16 protein-coding genes are annotated in these 13,395 nt (G+C 58.0%); 4 read left to right on the forward strand and 12 right to left on the reverse strand.

The features are described 5' to 3' along the window. Positions 1 to 171: 171 nt before the first annotated feature. The gene (locus AC2FD9_RS09215; RefSeq protein WP_282119944.1) at positions 172 to 930 is read left to right on the forward strand and encodes a Hint domain-containing protein; all 759 of its coding nucleotides are present in this window, start codon (positions 172 to 174) and stop codon (positions 928 to 930) included. 64 nt (positions 931 to 994) lie between these two features. On the opposite strand, the gene AC2FD9_RS09220 is transcribed toward AC2FD9_RS09215, so the two are convergent. The 8 genes from AC2FD9_RS09220 to AC2FD9_RS09255 all read right to left on the reverse strand — a co-directional run bounded on the left by AC2FD9_RS09220 (position 995) and on the right by AC2FD9_RS09255 (position 8,825). Beyond that, on the reverse strand, positions 995 to 3,196 hold the full coding sequence (locus AC2FD9_RS09220; protein ID WP_496836493.1) for a 3-hydroxyacyl-CoA dehydrogenase NAD-binding domain-containing protein: 2,202 nt from the start codon (positions 3,194 to 3,196) through the stop codon (positions 995 to 997). Continuing rightward, positions 3,189 to 3,677: a cupin domain-containing protein gene (locus AC2FD9_RS09225; protein ID WP_496836494.1), complete on the reverse strand. Its 489-nt coding sequence runs from the start codon at positions 3,675 to 3,677 to the stop codon at positions 3,189 to 3,191. Before AC2FD9_RS09225 ends, AC2FD9_RS09220 begins: the two co-directional genes overlap by 8 nt. Further along, complete coding sequence (locus AC2FD9_RS09230) at positions 3,677 to 4,888, reverse strand: acetyl-CoA C-acetyltransferase (RefSeq protein ID WP_472724145.1); 1,212 nt, start codon at positions 4,886 to 4,888, stop codon at positions 3,677 to 3,679. Before AC2FD9_RS09230 ends, AC2FD9_RS09225 begins: the two co-directional genes overlap by 1 nt. Positions 4,889 to 4,899: 11 nt before the next feature. After that, positions 4,900 to 5,538: a glutathione S-transferase family protein gene (locus tag AC2FD9_RS09235; RefSeq protein WP_496836497.1), complete on the reverse strand. Its 639-nt coding sequence runs from the start codon at positions 5,536 to 5,538 to the stop codon at positions 4,900 to 4,902. 135 nt (positions 5,539 to 5,673) lie between these two features. Further along, entirely contained in the window at positions 5,674 to 5,886 is a 213-nt protein-coding gene (locus AC2FD9_RS09240) for a hypothetical protein (RefSeq protein WP_058274212.1), read from the reverse strand. 54 nt (positions 5,887 to 5,940) lie between these two features. Continuing rightward, positions 5,941 to 7,722 (reverse strand): acyl-CoA dehydrogenase C-terminal domain-containing protein, encoded by a 1,782-nt coding sequence (locus tag AC2FD9_RS09245; protein ID WP_496768292.1) that lies wholly within the window; start codon positions 7,720 to 7,722, stop codon positions 5,941 to 5,943. Positions 7,723 to 7,771: 49 nt separating this feature from the next. After that, positions 7,772 to 8,173 carry a MerR family transcriptional regulator gene (locus AC2FD9_RS09250; protein ID WP_058274210.1) on the reverse strand — a complete coding sequence of 134 codons (402 nt, stop codon included), beginning with the start codon at positions 8,171 to 8,173 and terminating at the stop codon, positions 7,772 to 7,774. A gap of 283 nt (positions 8,174 to 8,456) precedes the next feature. After that, on the reverse strand, positions 8,457 to 8,825 hold the full coding sequence (locus AC2FD9_RS09255; protein WP_058275812.1) for a MerR family transcriptional regulator: 369 nt from the start codon (positions 8,823 to 8,825) through the stop codon (positions 8,457 to 8,459). Between the two features lie 117 nt (positions 8,826 to 8,942). On the opposite strand from AC2FD9_RS09255, the gene AC2FD9_RS09260 reads away from it, so the two are divergent. From AC2FD9_RS09260 to AC2FD9_RS09270, 3 genes are read left to right on the forward strand one after another with little or no spacing between them, the layout of a single operon-like run. Next, the gene (locus AC2FD9_RS09260; protein WP_108860423.1) at positions 8,943 to 9,362 is read left to right on the forward strand and encodes a PaaI family thioesterase; all 420 of its coding nucleotides are present in this window, start codon (positions 8,943 to 8,945) and stop codon (positions 9,360 to 9,362) included. Then, a complete protein-coding gene (locus AC2FD9_RS09265) occupies positions 9,362 to 9,880 on the forward strand; it encodes a PaaI family thioesterase (RefSeq protein ID WP_496836499.1) in 519 nt (172 codons plus the stop codon). The genes AC2FD9_RS09260 and AC2FD9_RS09265 overlap by 1 nt, the downstream gene beginning before the upstream one ends. 6 nt (positions 9,881 to 9,886) lie before the next feature. Continuing rightward, positions 9,887 to 11,203 (forward strand): MATE family efflux transporter, encoded by a 1,317-nt coding sequence (locus tag AC2FD9_RS09270; protein ID WP_496836500.1) that lies wholly within the window; start codon positions 9,887 to 9,889, stop codon positions 11,201 to 11,203. Here AC2FD9_RS09270 and arsC read toward each other — a convergent pair. From arsC to AC2FD9_RS09290, 4 genes are read right to left on the reverse strand one after another with little or no spacing between them, the layout of a single operon-like run. Beyond that, entirely contained in the window at positions 11,200 to 11,541 is a 342-nt protein-coding gene (gene arsC, locus AC2FD9_RS09275) for an arsenate reductase (glutaredoxin) (RefSeq protein WP_496836502.1), read from the reverse strand. The two genes, AC2FD9_RS09270 and arsC, sit on opposite strands and share 4 nt — an antisense overlap. Continuing rightward, positions 11,538 to 12,596: a quinone-dependent dihydroorotate dehydrogenase gene (locus tag AC2FD9_RS09280; protein WP_496836504.1), complete on the reverse strand. Its 1,059-nt coding sequence runs from the start codon at positions 12,594 to 12,596 to the stop codon at positions 11,538 to 11,540. Before AC2FD9_RS09280 ends, arsC begins: the two co-directional genes overlap by 4 nt. After that, positions 12,593 to 13,024, reverse strand: coding sequence for a DUF1330 domain-containing protein (locus tag AC2FD9_RS09285; RefSeq protein ID WP_496836506.1), 432 nt, complete (start codon positions 13,022 to 13,024; stop codon positions 12,593 to 12,595). Before AC2FD9_RS09285 ends, AC2FD9_RS09280 begins: the two co-directional genes overlap by 4 nt. Beyond that, entirely contained in the window at positions 13,021 to 13,359 is a 339-nt protein-coding gene (locus AC2FD9_RS09290; protein ID WP_496836508.1) for a DUF952 domain-containing protein, read from the reverse strand. Before AC2FD9_RS09290 ends, AC2FD9_RS09285 begins: the two co-directional genes overlap by 4 nt. Between the last annotated feature and the right edge of the window lie 36 nt (positions 13,360 to 13,395).

A 13,395-nucleotide genomic window follows, 5' to 3' on the forward strand; every position in this document is an offset into this window, starting at 1 on the left:
TCCAAAAACCTGCCAATATTTCCCAATTGCGCAGTGTTGTTCAAAGAATTGTTGTTTTTCACGGCTTTAAGAGCGCAAATTGGGCAGCAATGTGTCTAAACAAAGTCGGCCATGATTAAGTTGTGCTAGTCGTTATGAGTAGTTGTTTTGTGTCAGAAGTGGGTGCGACACGTGTTAAAAGTACAGAGTGTTTTGAGTTATGAGGCCGTTCCGAACCATCAAGTGCAGGACAACCCTGCGGTTTCGTTGAACGCGCGTCGGGGTGGTTTTGTCCACGGAACTAAGATTGCGACGGATCGCGGTTGGCAGCCTGTTGAAGGACTGCAAGCAGGCGATCTGATCCGAACGATGGACAACGGGTTCAGGGCAGTCTCGCGGGTTGCGACCGATTGCATCGCAATCCCTGCCAGTGAGACCAAAGCGGAAAACCTGCCGGTCCGTGTGCCGTCAAACACTTTGTATAATGGCGATCCGGTCTGGTTGATGCCAGAGCAGGGCGTGGCGTTGGATAATACCAAACTGAACCGGGGTCCGATCACGCTGCCGATCAGCATGCCCGTGGTCCCTGCGCGGGTTCTCAGCGGTACGTTCCGGCTTTCGTCCAGCGCGCCATCATTGCTGTTTGAGGTTTGTTCGTTGTTCTTTGAGCAAGACGAAGTGATCTACATTGAGGGCGGACTGCGCGCCTTTTGTCCTGCGGGTCGCTTTGGGTCGAACAGCCGGCCCGCGAATGCCTCTTACAAGGTGGTCGATGCTGAGCGGACCGAAGATCTGATCGACATGGTCGCGCATAGCAGGGATATAGCAGTGCTTGCAAACTCACTGGGCGCGCTACCGGCGCCGATCATGCAGAACCCGATTTTTCCGGCGCGACCTGTTATGGGCGCGCGACGTCCTGGGAGACCGGGGCGGCCTGCTCCGATATTCTAATTTTCTTAAAGCTATTGATTAAAGAATGGCGCTGGCGCGGTAACCCGCACCAGCGTCTATTTTTTTAGGCAGCTTTTGCTTCGGGGTCAAAGCGACCATAGAAGCTCTGGCCTTTCTCAGCCATCTCACGCAGCAGTGGCGGGCAGGCGAAGCGTTCGCCATACTGCGCAGCCAACTGATCACAGCGCTCGGCCGCGTAGGGCGTACCGATGATGTCCAGCCAGCTGAGCGGACCACCCGACCATGGCGCAAAGCCCCAGCCAAGGATCGCACCTACGTCGCCTTCGCGGATGTCCTCCAGAACGCCTTCTTCCAACGCGCGGACCGCTTCAAGAACCTGCGCGAACATCAGACGTTCTTGCACTTCGATCAGGTCAGGCTGGTCCTCGGCATGCGGGTATTTCTCCTGCAGACCCTTCCAGTACTCGGTGCGCTTGCCTTTTTCGTCATAGTCGAAGAAGCCCGCGTTTGCCTTGCGGCCCAGACGGCCCTGTTCTTCCATCCAGAAGATCAGATCATCGCCCGGGTTTTCCGGATAGGCATCGCCCATCGCGGCTTTGGTGGCGCGTGCAATCTTGGCGCCCAGATCAATCGAGGTTTCATCGTTCAGCTGGATCGGCCCAACGGGGAAGCCCAGCTGACGCGCGGCGTTGTCAATCAGCACAGGGCTGACGCCCTCGGTGATCATGCGCAAACCTTCGTTGATATAGGGGATGATGCAGCGGTTGGCGTAGAAGAAGCGTGCGTCGTTGACCACGATCGGCGTCTTGCGGATTTGGCGGACATAGTCCAGCGCCTTGGCCACCGCGCGATCACCGGTTTCCTTGCCCTTGATGATCTCGACCAGGAACATCTTCTCGACCGGTGAGAAGAAGTGAATCCCGATGAACTGATCCGGGCGCACGCTCGCCTTGGCCAGATCCGAGATCGGCAGGGTCGAGGTGTTCGAGGCAAAGATGCAATCCTCAGGGATGATCGCCTCGACCTTCTTGGTCATCTCGGCCTTTACGCCGACGTCTTCAAACACGGCTTCGATGATCAGGTCGCAGCCCTTGAGGTTGTCCAGATCCGGCGTCGCAGTGATGCGACCCAGCATGGCCTCTTTCTTTTCAGCGGTGACCTTACCGCGCTTCATACCCTTGTCCAGGTAGCTCTCGGTATAGGCTTTGCCTTTATCCGCGGCCTCTTGGTCACGGTCGATCAGAACCACTTCCATACCGGCCTGAGCTGAGACCAGCGCGATACCGGCACCCATCATGCCTGCGCCCAGAACACCGATCTTCTTGACCCGCTGATCGGGTACGCCCGCGGGGCGAACGGCACCTTTTTCCAGCGCTTCCTTGTTCAGGAACAGCGAACGGATCATTGCGCCCGAAGACGGGTTCATCAAAACAGATGTAAACCACCGCGCTTCGATCTTCAGTGCGGTGTCGAAATCGACCAGTGCGCCTTCGTAAACTGCACTCAGCAGAGCCTTAGCCGCAGGGAAGGCGCCTTGGGTTTTGCCGTTCACCATCGCCGATGCGCCGACAAAGTTCATGAAACCGGCAGGGTGGTAGGGGGCACCGCCGGGCATCTTATAGCCCTTCGCATCCCACGGCTTGACGATGTCTGCATCCTTGGCGTTAAGCACCCATTCTTTGGCTGCGGCCATCGGGTCGGCTGCGATCTCGTCAATATAACCCGCGCCCTTGGCTTTCTTGACGTCCAGCATCTTGCCTTCCAGCAGCAGCGGAGCGGCGGCAATCGCGCCAACCTTGCGGACCATCCGGGTGGTGCCGCCCGCGCCGGGGAAGATGCCGACCATGATTTCGGGCAGGCCATATTTGGCCTTGGGGTTTTCGGCCGCAAATATGCGATGCGTAGACAGCGGCAGTTCCATGCCAATGCCTGCGGCAGTGCCGGGCAGAACGGTCGCAATCGGCTTGCCGCCCTTCTTGGTCTTGGGGTCCATGCCCGCCATCTCGATCTTGCGCAGCAGGGCGTGCATCTGCATCGTGCCCTCGAACAAGCCTTTTGCCGGGTTGTCGCCCGCCTGTTCCTTCATCACGGCCAGCAGGTTCAGGTCCATGCCGCCTGCAAAGGAGCCTTCTTTACCGGATGTGATAACGATCCCTTTGACGTCTTCATCAGCCAGCGCTTGATCGACCAGATCGCTCAGTTGCGCCAGCCCGTCAAAGGACATCACGTTCATGGTTTTCCCGGGCACGTCCCAGGTAATAATGGCGACGCCGTCTGCGTCTTTGCTCAGAGTGAAATCAGTCATTGTCATCTCCAATCTGGTCAGCCGTCAGCGGGCTGCCATCTTTGCGGGTGAAGGCGAATCCGTTCTCATCATCCTTCACCATCATGTCTATGTCGCTGTAATAGCCGGTCTCGGTCGGGGTCCGTGTGCCCACCACCAGAAAGGTCGCGGGCGCATCGGTTTTGTTCACAATGTGGTGGCCGTTGGCCTCACCTGCGGGCCAAGCGGCGCAATCGCCGGGCTGCATCTCATGCTCACCATCATCATCGATCAGCACGCAGGTGCCGCTGAGCATGATGGCAAATTCGTCCTGCTCCATGTGGTAATGGCGCAGCGAAGACATGCCTTGCGGTTCCAAGCGCACGATGTTGACCCCGTATTGGGACAGCCCGCCTGCATCGCCCACACGCTGGACGAAACGACCTGCGGTCGCCTCGGCCAGTTTGCCGGGATAGGATGAGCCACCCTGAAACGGGATCTGAGAGAGATCCAGCTTGGGCATCAGACGCGCTCGATGATCGTCGCTGCACCCATACCGGATGCAATGCAGAGCGTGGCCAGACCGGTTTCCTTGTCCTGACGCTCCAGTTCATCCAGCAGAGTGCCGATGATCATCGCACCGGTTGCGCCCAGCGGGTGGCCCATGGCGATCGAACCGCCGTTGACGTTGACCAAACCGGGGTCGACATCAAACGCCTGCTGGAACCGCAGAACGACTGAGGCAAAAGCTTCGTTCACTTCGAACAGGTCCAGATCGCTGATTTTCATTCCGTTGTCGGCCAGAATCTTCTCGGTCACCGGTACCGGGCCAGTCAGCATGATGGTCGGGTCGGTGCCAATCTTGGCCGTCGCTTTGATGCGGGCGCGCGGCTTCAGACCGTATTTCTCGCCGAATTCCTTGTTGCCAATCAGAACGGCCGCAGCACCATCCACGATGCCAGAGCTGTTGCCTGCGTGGTGGATGTGGTTGATCTTTTCCAAGTGCGGGTATTTCAGCATCGCCACCTTATCAAAGCCGGGCATCTGTTCGCCCATCATCTGGAAGGCCGGGTTCAGGCCGCCAAGGCTTTGCATGTCAGTGCCGGGGCGCATGTATTCGTCGCGGTCCAGAATGGTCAGGCCGTTCTGATCCTTGATTGTGATAACCGATTTATCAAAACGGTTGTCTGCCCATGCTTCTGCTGCGCGGCGTTGGGATTCCATCGCCAACGCGTCTGCGTCATCACGACTAAAGCCATATTCGGTCGCGATGATATCGGCCGAGATTCCCTGTGGCACGAAATAGGTGTCCATCGCCAACGAGGGATCAACGGCAATCGCTGCGCCGTCGCTGCCCATGGCAACGCGTCCCATCATTTCCACGCCACCTGCGATGTACGCTTGGCCAGCGCCGCCCTTGACCTGGTTTGCCGCCAAGTTCACAGCTTCCATGCCGGACGCACAGAAACGGTTGATCGCCAGACCGGGGATCGACTGGTCCAGGTCCGAGGCCAGAACCGCGGAACGTGCCAGACAGCCGCCTTGTTCCATCACCTGCGTGACATTTCCCCAGATCACGTCCTCAACGGCGTGGCCTTCCAGATTGTTGCGCTCTTTCATCGCATTCAGGGTCAGGGCGGACAGGCGTACCGAGGTTACCTCGTGCAGGCTGCCATCCTTGCGGCCCTTGCCGCGCGGTGTGCGCAGGGCGTCATAAATATAAGCTTCGGTCATGGGGTCTCTCCTTAAGCTCGATCCGACGGTTTGCCGGGCATCAGGTCATAGGGGTGTTTCCAGCCTGGCTGTTCCGACAAGCGGGTCAGCCAAGCGTCGATATGGGGCCAGTCGGCGCGGTCAAAGCCGAATGGTTCGGGATAATACAGATAGCTGCAGCAGCTGAGATCGGCATTCGTGACATCGTCGCCAACAATCCAGTCGCGGCCGTTCAGATGATCGTTCAACACTTGGTAAGCGGCCTTCAGGCGCCCTTGATTGAAAGCGATCACATCGGGATTGCGGTGCTGTTCCGGGAGGAAATTGATCAGGAAGCGGGTCAGGCCGGCCATCGAGCTGAGTTTGTGATTATCCCACAGCACCCAGCGCAGAACATCGTAATTCTCTTCCCGGTTCTTGCCACCGAACTTACCTGACTTCTCAGTCACATAGGTCTGAATGGCGCCAGACTGGCTTGTGCGGAAATCACCGTCGATCAGGACAGGTGCTTCGCCCATTTCATTCACTTCGGCGCGAAACTCGGGCGTGCGAGTTACACCTTTGAAAAAGTCGACAAAGACCGGTTCCCACTCCAGCCCGGACATTTCCAGCGCCAGCGCAGCCTTATAACTGTTTCCGCTTTCTCCGAAGCAATGAAGCATGATTGTCATGTGATCGCCCCTCCCAAGGCGCATGGTGCGAAGTCGAATTTCGCGTATTTCGAGAAAGACGAACCATAAGGCTAAGCGCCAAAGGGCATTGTCTTGCTGAAAACACGCCCACCTGAGTGAAGGTGGCTGTAGTGTTTAACGCTTGCGGTCATCCAACTCGGAATTGAAGATTCGCAGGCGATGGGTCAGGTTGTCCTCGTTGATCACGCTGTTGAAATTCTCGAATAGAAACGACAGCGCCTCTCCTTCGTCCAATCCAGCATCACGCGCGAACGCTTTGAGCTTGCGATACCCGTCTTCGGTCATTGCGACGGGAAAGCGGCGGGTTAGTCGAAAACGCTTTGGCATGTGGTTCCTCCGGTAAGCTGGGTCCGGGCGATATCGCCCGGACCCAGACTGAGATCAGAAGTTCGCCGCGTCCAGAGCCATGACCGTGTCCGCGCCCGTCTGGATGCGCGCCAAATGCATGCCTGTGGCGGGCAGGCGGCGCGCCATGTAGAAGCGCCCGGTGTTGATCTTGGTCTCGTAGAACTCCTTGTCCGACGCGCCGCCATCCAGCGCATCTTGCGCGGCTTTGGCCATCTGCGCCCACATCAAGCCCAGGCAAACATGTCCGAACATGTGCATGAAGTCATAAGAACCGGACAGAGCATTGTTGGGGTTCTTCATGCCTTCCTGCATGAAGTACATGCCAGCGGCCTGCAGGTCTTTGGACGCAGCCTTCAGCGGTTCGATGAAGGCCTTGTCATAGGCTTCGTCTTTACCAGCGTTGTCTTTGCAGAAGGTCTTGACCATGTCGAAGAACGCCATGACGTGCTTGCCGCCGTCTTGCGCCAGCTTACGACCGACCAGATCCAGCGCCTGAACCCCATTGGCCCCTTCGTAGATCATCGCGATACGGGCATCGCGGGTGTATTGCGACATGCCCCATTCTTCGATGTAGCCGTGGCCGCCATAGACCTGCTGCGCCTGAACGGTCATGTCATAGCCCTGATCGGTCAAAAAGCCTTTGATGACCGGTGTCAGCAGCGAGATCAGTCCGTCCGCATCTTTGTCGTCAGACCGATGCGCCTTGTCGATCATGGTCGCGCCCCACAGGATGAACGCACGCGCACCTTCGGTGAAGCTTTTCTGGTCCATCAGGTTGCGGCGGATGTCCGGGTGCACGATCAGCGGATCAGCTGGGCCGTCCGGGTTCTTTACACCGGTCACGTCACGGCCCTGCAGGCGGTCTTTGGCGTATTCGACGGCATTCTGGTACGCGGCCTCTGCCTGAGACAGACCTTGCATGCCCACACCCAGACGCGCTTCGTTCATCATGGTGAACATGGCACGCATGCCTTTGTGCTCTTCGCCCAGCAGCCAGCCGGTGGCTTCGTCATAGTTCATGACGCAGGTCGAGTTGCCGTGGATACCCATCTTCTCTTCGATCTTGCCGACCGAAACTCCGTTACGCTCGCCCGGCGTACCATCTTCATTGACGATGAACTTGGGCACGATGAACAGGGAGACGCCCTTGATTCCTTCGGGGCCGCCGGGGATCTTGGCCAACACCAGGTGGATGATGTTGTCAGCCATGTCGTGATCTCCGGACGAGATAAATATCTTTTGGCCCGAAATCTTATAGCTGCCGTTGCCCTGCGGTTCTGCCTTGGTGCGCATCAGGCCCAGATCGGTGCCGCAATGCGGTTCCGTCAGGTTCATGGTGCCGGTCCATTCGCAGCTGACCATATTGGGCAGGTATTTGTCTTTCTGTTCGTCGGTTCCGTGCGCCAGGATCGCTGACGCCGCGCCGTGCGTCAGGCCCTGATACATCACGAATGCCTGGTTCGCAGCCGAGAACATCTCGCCAACGGCGGTGCCCAGGACGTATGGCATATTCTGACCGCCATACTCTTCCGGCATGTCGAGCCCAGTCCAGCCACCTTCTTTCATCTGCTCAAAGGCGTCTTTGAACCCGGTCGGCGTGTATACGATACCGTTTTCCAACCGGCATCCTTCGGTGTCCCCAACCACGTTCAGCGGGTGCAGAACATTGGTGGCCACTTTGCCTGCTTCTTCCAGAACGGCGCCTGTGAATTCGGCTTCAAGCTCGTTGTACCCCGGAACGTCGGAGTCCGAGATTTTCAGTACGTCGTGCAGAATGAACTGCGTATCTTTGGTTGGCGCGTTGTAGACGGGCATGTGAAGCTCCCTTTAATTCATATGTCCGGGTGGTAGGCAGGCGAGGGGGTTACTCGGCAGCCTTTTTGTCTTGTTTGACCGAGGCGATGACTTTCTCGCCCCAGCGCAACTGTTCTTTCAGGTCGTCGATCGCCTGGGTCAGTTCCTCACGGCGCGCTTCCATGTCTTCCAGACGCTCGCACGCAATTTCATAGGTGCGCGATATCTGAGTCATCTGTTGGTCGCCGACATGGTAAAGGTCCAGAAGCTGGCGAATTTCTTCCAGGCTGAACCCAAAGCGCTTGCCGCGCAGGATCAATTTCAGGCGGGCACGATCGCTTTTGGTGAACAGCCGTTTCTGGCCTTCACGGATCGGAAACAAAAGCTCTTTGGCCTCGTAGAACCGCAACGTACGGGGCGTGACATCATAGGTCTCGCACATTTCGCGGATGGTCATCAGATCTTCGGTCATGGTTTCAGCACTCTCGTCACTGGCGTCAATGAAAGTCAGTTGCGCAGTCGATGCGCACGTTACAACACGTAGATGACGTTCACGTAATGTGAACGCTGCGTCACAACAGAAGTTTACGTAACTTCCGCGCGCGTCAAGTCGCGGATTTCCGACTTTTTCGGAATTAACGTAACGGAATTTGTGGGTGGCAATTCCCGCAGAGCGACCCAACACACCTTAAGGCATGGCCGAAGTGTGCGAGATTCGCTTCATTTTTTGAGTGCGCGATGGTGCGCCAACGGAATCACTCGAGCGATTTGGCAGTCTGGTCGCGCATCTCGGTCAGGGCATCAATTGCCTCGTCCAATTGCTGTTTTTGCTGGTTCAGTTCGACGATCTGCTTATCCGCGACGTCGACAAATGCACGCATTTGGATCTCGTTGCCTTCATTTTCATAGATCAGCAGCCACTGCCGGATATCTTCCAGCGAAAACCCATATTTGCGGCCGCGCAGGATCAAAGTCATGCGTGCGCATTCCCGCGGACCATAATATCGCGATCTGCCTTCCCGATCGGGTTGCAGCAATTCGATGTACTCATAGTAGCGCAGGGTACGTGGAGTCACATCGTACTCGGCGCACATCTCTTTGAATGACAAACGGTTGTCGGACATTCCTGATCTCCTCTGGCGCAGCCTATGTTCTGTCAGCGGCAAGCGCAACCGGCGGGCTTGCTCTTTTGGCGGACACGGGCTCATAAAGGGATAAACCAAAAGAACGGATTCAAGTACATGGTCGACAAAGCCGCAATTGCGCGCCAGTTCATCGAGGCGATCCCGCATGCAAGGGCGTTGGGTCTGAAGCTGACCTCAATCGGAAATGGCGAAGCGGGTATTACAATGCCGTACAGCAAAGAGCTTGTTGGCGATCCGCGCACTGGGGTAATTCATGGCGGCGCTGTTTTCGCCGCACTGGATACCTGTTGTGGTGCCGCCGTCATGAGCCATCCGTCGGCCCCAGGGGGTACGGCGACAATTGACCTGAGGATCGACTATATGCGGGCGGCAACACCGGGACAGACGATAACGACCCAGGCGACATGCTACCACATCACACGGAATGTCGCCTTTGTGCGCGCGACGGCGATGGACGAAGACGATGGTCTTCCGGTGGCCACAGCGGCAGGGTCATTCACGGTGGAGGGTCTGTAATGGCGCGTACTCGCCCGGAACCCGTCCAGGTCGTAAAACAACGCCGGGATGCGGCGCTGAACGCGATTGTCGATGGTGTGCCCTACATTCGGTTCCTCGACATCGGCTTTGATCGCCGCGGTGATGAACTGACTGGTGTTTTGAACTTTGATCAGAAACTGATCGGTAATCCGTTACTGCCCGCATTGCATGGCGGCGTCACGGCGGCGTTTCTAGAAGTCACGGCCGTCATCACGCTGAGTTGGGAGTTCTTGCTGCCCAAGATCGAAAGCGGGGAACTAAATGCCAGTGATATCGCCGACTACAAAAAAGTACGTTTTCCAAAGACCGTTGATTTCACCGTCGACTATCTGCGGTCAGGCCTGCCGCGTGATGCCTATGCGCGCGCATTCATCAGCCGGGCCGGGCGTCGCTATGCCTCTGTCAGGGTCGAGGCCTGGCAGGACAATCACGCGAAGCTCTTTGCACAGGCTTCGGGGCATTTCCTGATGCCACAGCCCACTACCGACGGAAAATAGAACGCTATGCACGACGCTTCGGCACCCATTACGCATAAGCGGGTGCTCCGGATTGCAGCGCCGATCGTATTGTCCAATGCGACGGTGCCAATTCTGGGGGCGGTGGATACTGGTGTCGTGGGGCAGTTGGGTCAGGCGGCCCCAATCGGTGCGGTCGGCATGGGAGCCGTTATTCTAGCCACCATCTACTGGGTGTTCGGGTTCCTGCGTATGGGGACAACCGGTCTTGCTGCCCAGGCACGTGGTGCAGGGGACACGGCGGAAACCGGAGCCTTGCTGATGCGCGGGCTGTTGCTGGGCGGCGCGGCGGGTCTGTTCTTTATACTGACGCAGGTCTGGTTGTTCTGGGGGGCGTTCGCCCTGTCTCCAGCCAGTCCAGAGGTTGAATCTCTGACCCGCGCCTATCTGGAGATCCGTATCTGGGGTGCCCCGGCGACGATCGCGCTTTTTGCCGTGACAGGTTGGCTGATCGCGGTAGAGCGCACCAAGGGTGTGTTCGTTTTGCAGATCTGGATGAACGGGCTGAACATCGTTCTGGATCTCTGGTTTGTTCTTGGCCTTGGCTGGGGCGTCGAAGGTGTCGCCATCGCGACGCTGATCGCCGAATGGACCGGGTTGGCGCTTGGTCTCTGGTTGTGCCACGACGCTTTCGCTGGAAATCAGTGGCGCGACTGGCCCAGGATTTTTGACCCTGCGCGTCTGCGCCGAATGATGCAGGTGAACGGCGACATAATGGTGCGTTCGGTGCTTTTGACCGGCGCATTTACCACTTTTTTGTTTGTTGGTTCCGATCTGGGGGACGTCAATCTGGCGGCAAATCAGGTGCTGCTGCAATTTCTTGAGATCACGGCTTTTGCCTTGGACGGTTTTGCCTTCTCTGCCGAGGCGCTGGTGGGCAGTGCGGTCGGCGCGCGTGATCGCGCCCAGGTCCGGCGCGCGTCGATCATGGCGTCGCAATGGGGCGTCGGGGGTGCGTTTGCCCTGGGTCTTGTGTTTTTTCTGACCGGACCATCCCTGATTGATCTGATGTCAACCTCACCCGAAGTGCGGATTGCCGCGCGGGAGTTTCTGCTCTGGGCGGCCCTTGCGCCGGTGATCGGCGTAGCCAGCTGGATGTTCGACGGTATCTATATCGGGGCGACCTGGACCCGCGCCATGCGGCAGGCGATGATCCAGTCCGTCGCGATATATGTAGTGGCCCTATTCCTGTTGGTGCCGACGTTCGGCAACCATGGGCTTTGGGCCGCGCTGATGGTCCTGAACATCGTGCGCGGGGTCACGTTGGGATGGCGATACCCTAAGCTGGAAGCGCAGATCGCTTAAAGCAGCGACAGCAGGTTTTCGGGCGGACGACCAATCGCGGCCTTGTCGCCGGCAATGGCCAGAGGACGCTCGATCAGGATGGGGTTTTCGGCCATAGCTTGAATCAGGTCATCATCGGGTGTCGTTTTCGTCAGGCCCAGTTCCTTGAACCGCTTTTCGCCTGTCCGCATCATCTCGATGGCCGGAATTCCCAATTGGGACAACACCGCGCGCAGCTCATCAGCAGACGGCGCATCCTCCAGATATTTGCGAACCTTGACGGTCGCACCTTTTTCTTCCAGCAACGCCAGACCGGCGCGGGATTTGGAACAGCGCGGGTTATGCCAATATTCAATCACAGCCAGTCCTCTCTTTTGCTGCCAACGGCCTCTGCGACCGAAGTGAACCCGTCTTGCGCCAGCAGTTCATCCAGATCTTCGGCAATTTCTGCGGCCAATGAAATGCCGCCATATACCATGGCCGTATAGAACTGCACAGCCGAAGCCCCGGCGCAGATCTTGGCGTAAGCCTGCTTTGCCGTCCCGATCCCGCCAACGCCAATCAATGGGATTTGCCCGTCGGTCAACTGGCTAAGACGTGCCAGAACGCGGGTCGATTTCTGGAATAACGGTGCGCCGGACAGACCGCCTGCTTCACCCTTATGGGCACTGCGCAGACCTTCGCGTGACAGGGTCGTGTTGGTGGCAATCACCGCATCCACGCCGGTTTCGCGGGCCACATCGGCGATGTCTTGCAATTCGCCTTCGGTCAGATCCGGAGCAATCTTCAGGAAGATTGGCAAGGGGCGGGGCAGTGCGTTGCGCGTCTCAATCACGCCACTTAGCAACGCACTCAGGGCCGCCTTGCCCTGAAGATCACGCAGTTTTTCCGTATTCGGGGATGAGACGTTGACCGTGGCAAAATCCAGATGCGCGGCGCAATGGGCCAGGACCTTGGCAAAATCGCCGGGGCGGTCGTCGCTGTCTTTGTTGGCACCCAGGTTCAGGCCAATCACCGCGTCCTTTGGGCGGTCAGCCAGACGGCGGGCCATGACCTCCATGCCTTCGTTGTTGAACCCGAACCGGTTGATGGCGGCCATGTCCTGGGTCAGGCGGAACAGGCGTGGTTTCGGGTTGCCGGGCTGCGGGCGCGGGGTCACGGCACCGACCTCAATAAACCCGAACCCTGCGCGGGACAAAGGCGCAAGAACCTCACCATTCTTGTCGAATCCTGCGGCCAGGCCAACGGGATTCGGCAGGTCCAATCCCGCCACTTCGGTGCGCAACCGACTGGAGGTCACTGGACCCGGCGCAGGGGCCAATCCGGCCTTTAGCGCCTTGATCGATAATCCGTGAGCTGTCTCAGGATCCATGCGGTGCAGGGCTGCCAGCCCCAGTTTTTCAGTCAGTTTCATCCGAATGCCTCTCCGCCAATGGTAGGGGCGCATCGTATAAGGCGCGTGGTTTCGACGGCGGCTTGGCGGTGCACCACAGCCATTTGGTAAACCGGGTCCGTCACCATTTCCAGAAACGCGTGCGCTGTGGGATAGCGGGCGATGAATACTGCGTCCCAGTTTTCGTTTTGCGGGCCGATCAGTGTCGTCTGAAACACGCCGCGCCACAGGATCGAAGCGCCAAGGCGCGCTATGATCGGAGCGGTTTCCGAGCCGTACTTGCCGTAAGCCTGCGCGCCGGTCAGCCCGGCATCCACGAGTTTGTGCCCTGCGGGATACTCAGCAGCGTCGCGGAACTTCACCAAGTTCAGCATCTCGATCGGGTGGTCCCGATCAAGGTCCTTGAAGGCCTCAAACTGGGCGCGGTCCGGATCGACAAAATTGGTCATTCCATATCCTTGGGGTACTGGTGAGCGGTTCCATCAAAGGGCAGGGCGCGCGACCAGACAACATCGGTCATTTTGATCTGCCGATAAAGATGGGGGAAAAGCGCGCCACCGCGCGAAACCTCCCATTTCAGGTCGTCGCCCATCACATCGGCGTCACACGCCAGCAGGGTCAGCCCTTCGACCCCGGCAAAATGTTTGGCAGCTGTTTCTGCCGCCTGCTTGGCAGTCGAGAAGTGAACATATCCGTCAGAGACATCAATCGGCGCCCCGTCTGATGCGCCTTGCGCCTGTAACGTGGCCCATTCATCGGCCCGAAAAATTTTGTAAATCAGCATGCGGTCGTGATGCACCGGGCCACGGGTAGAATCAAG

The organism is Ruegeria sp. YTSC230, from assembly GCF_059609665.1.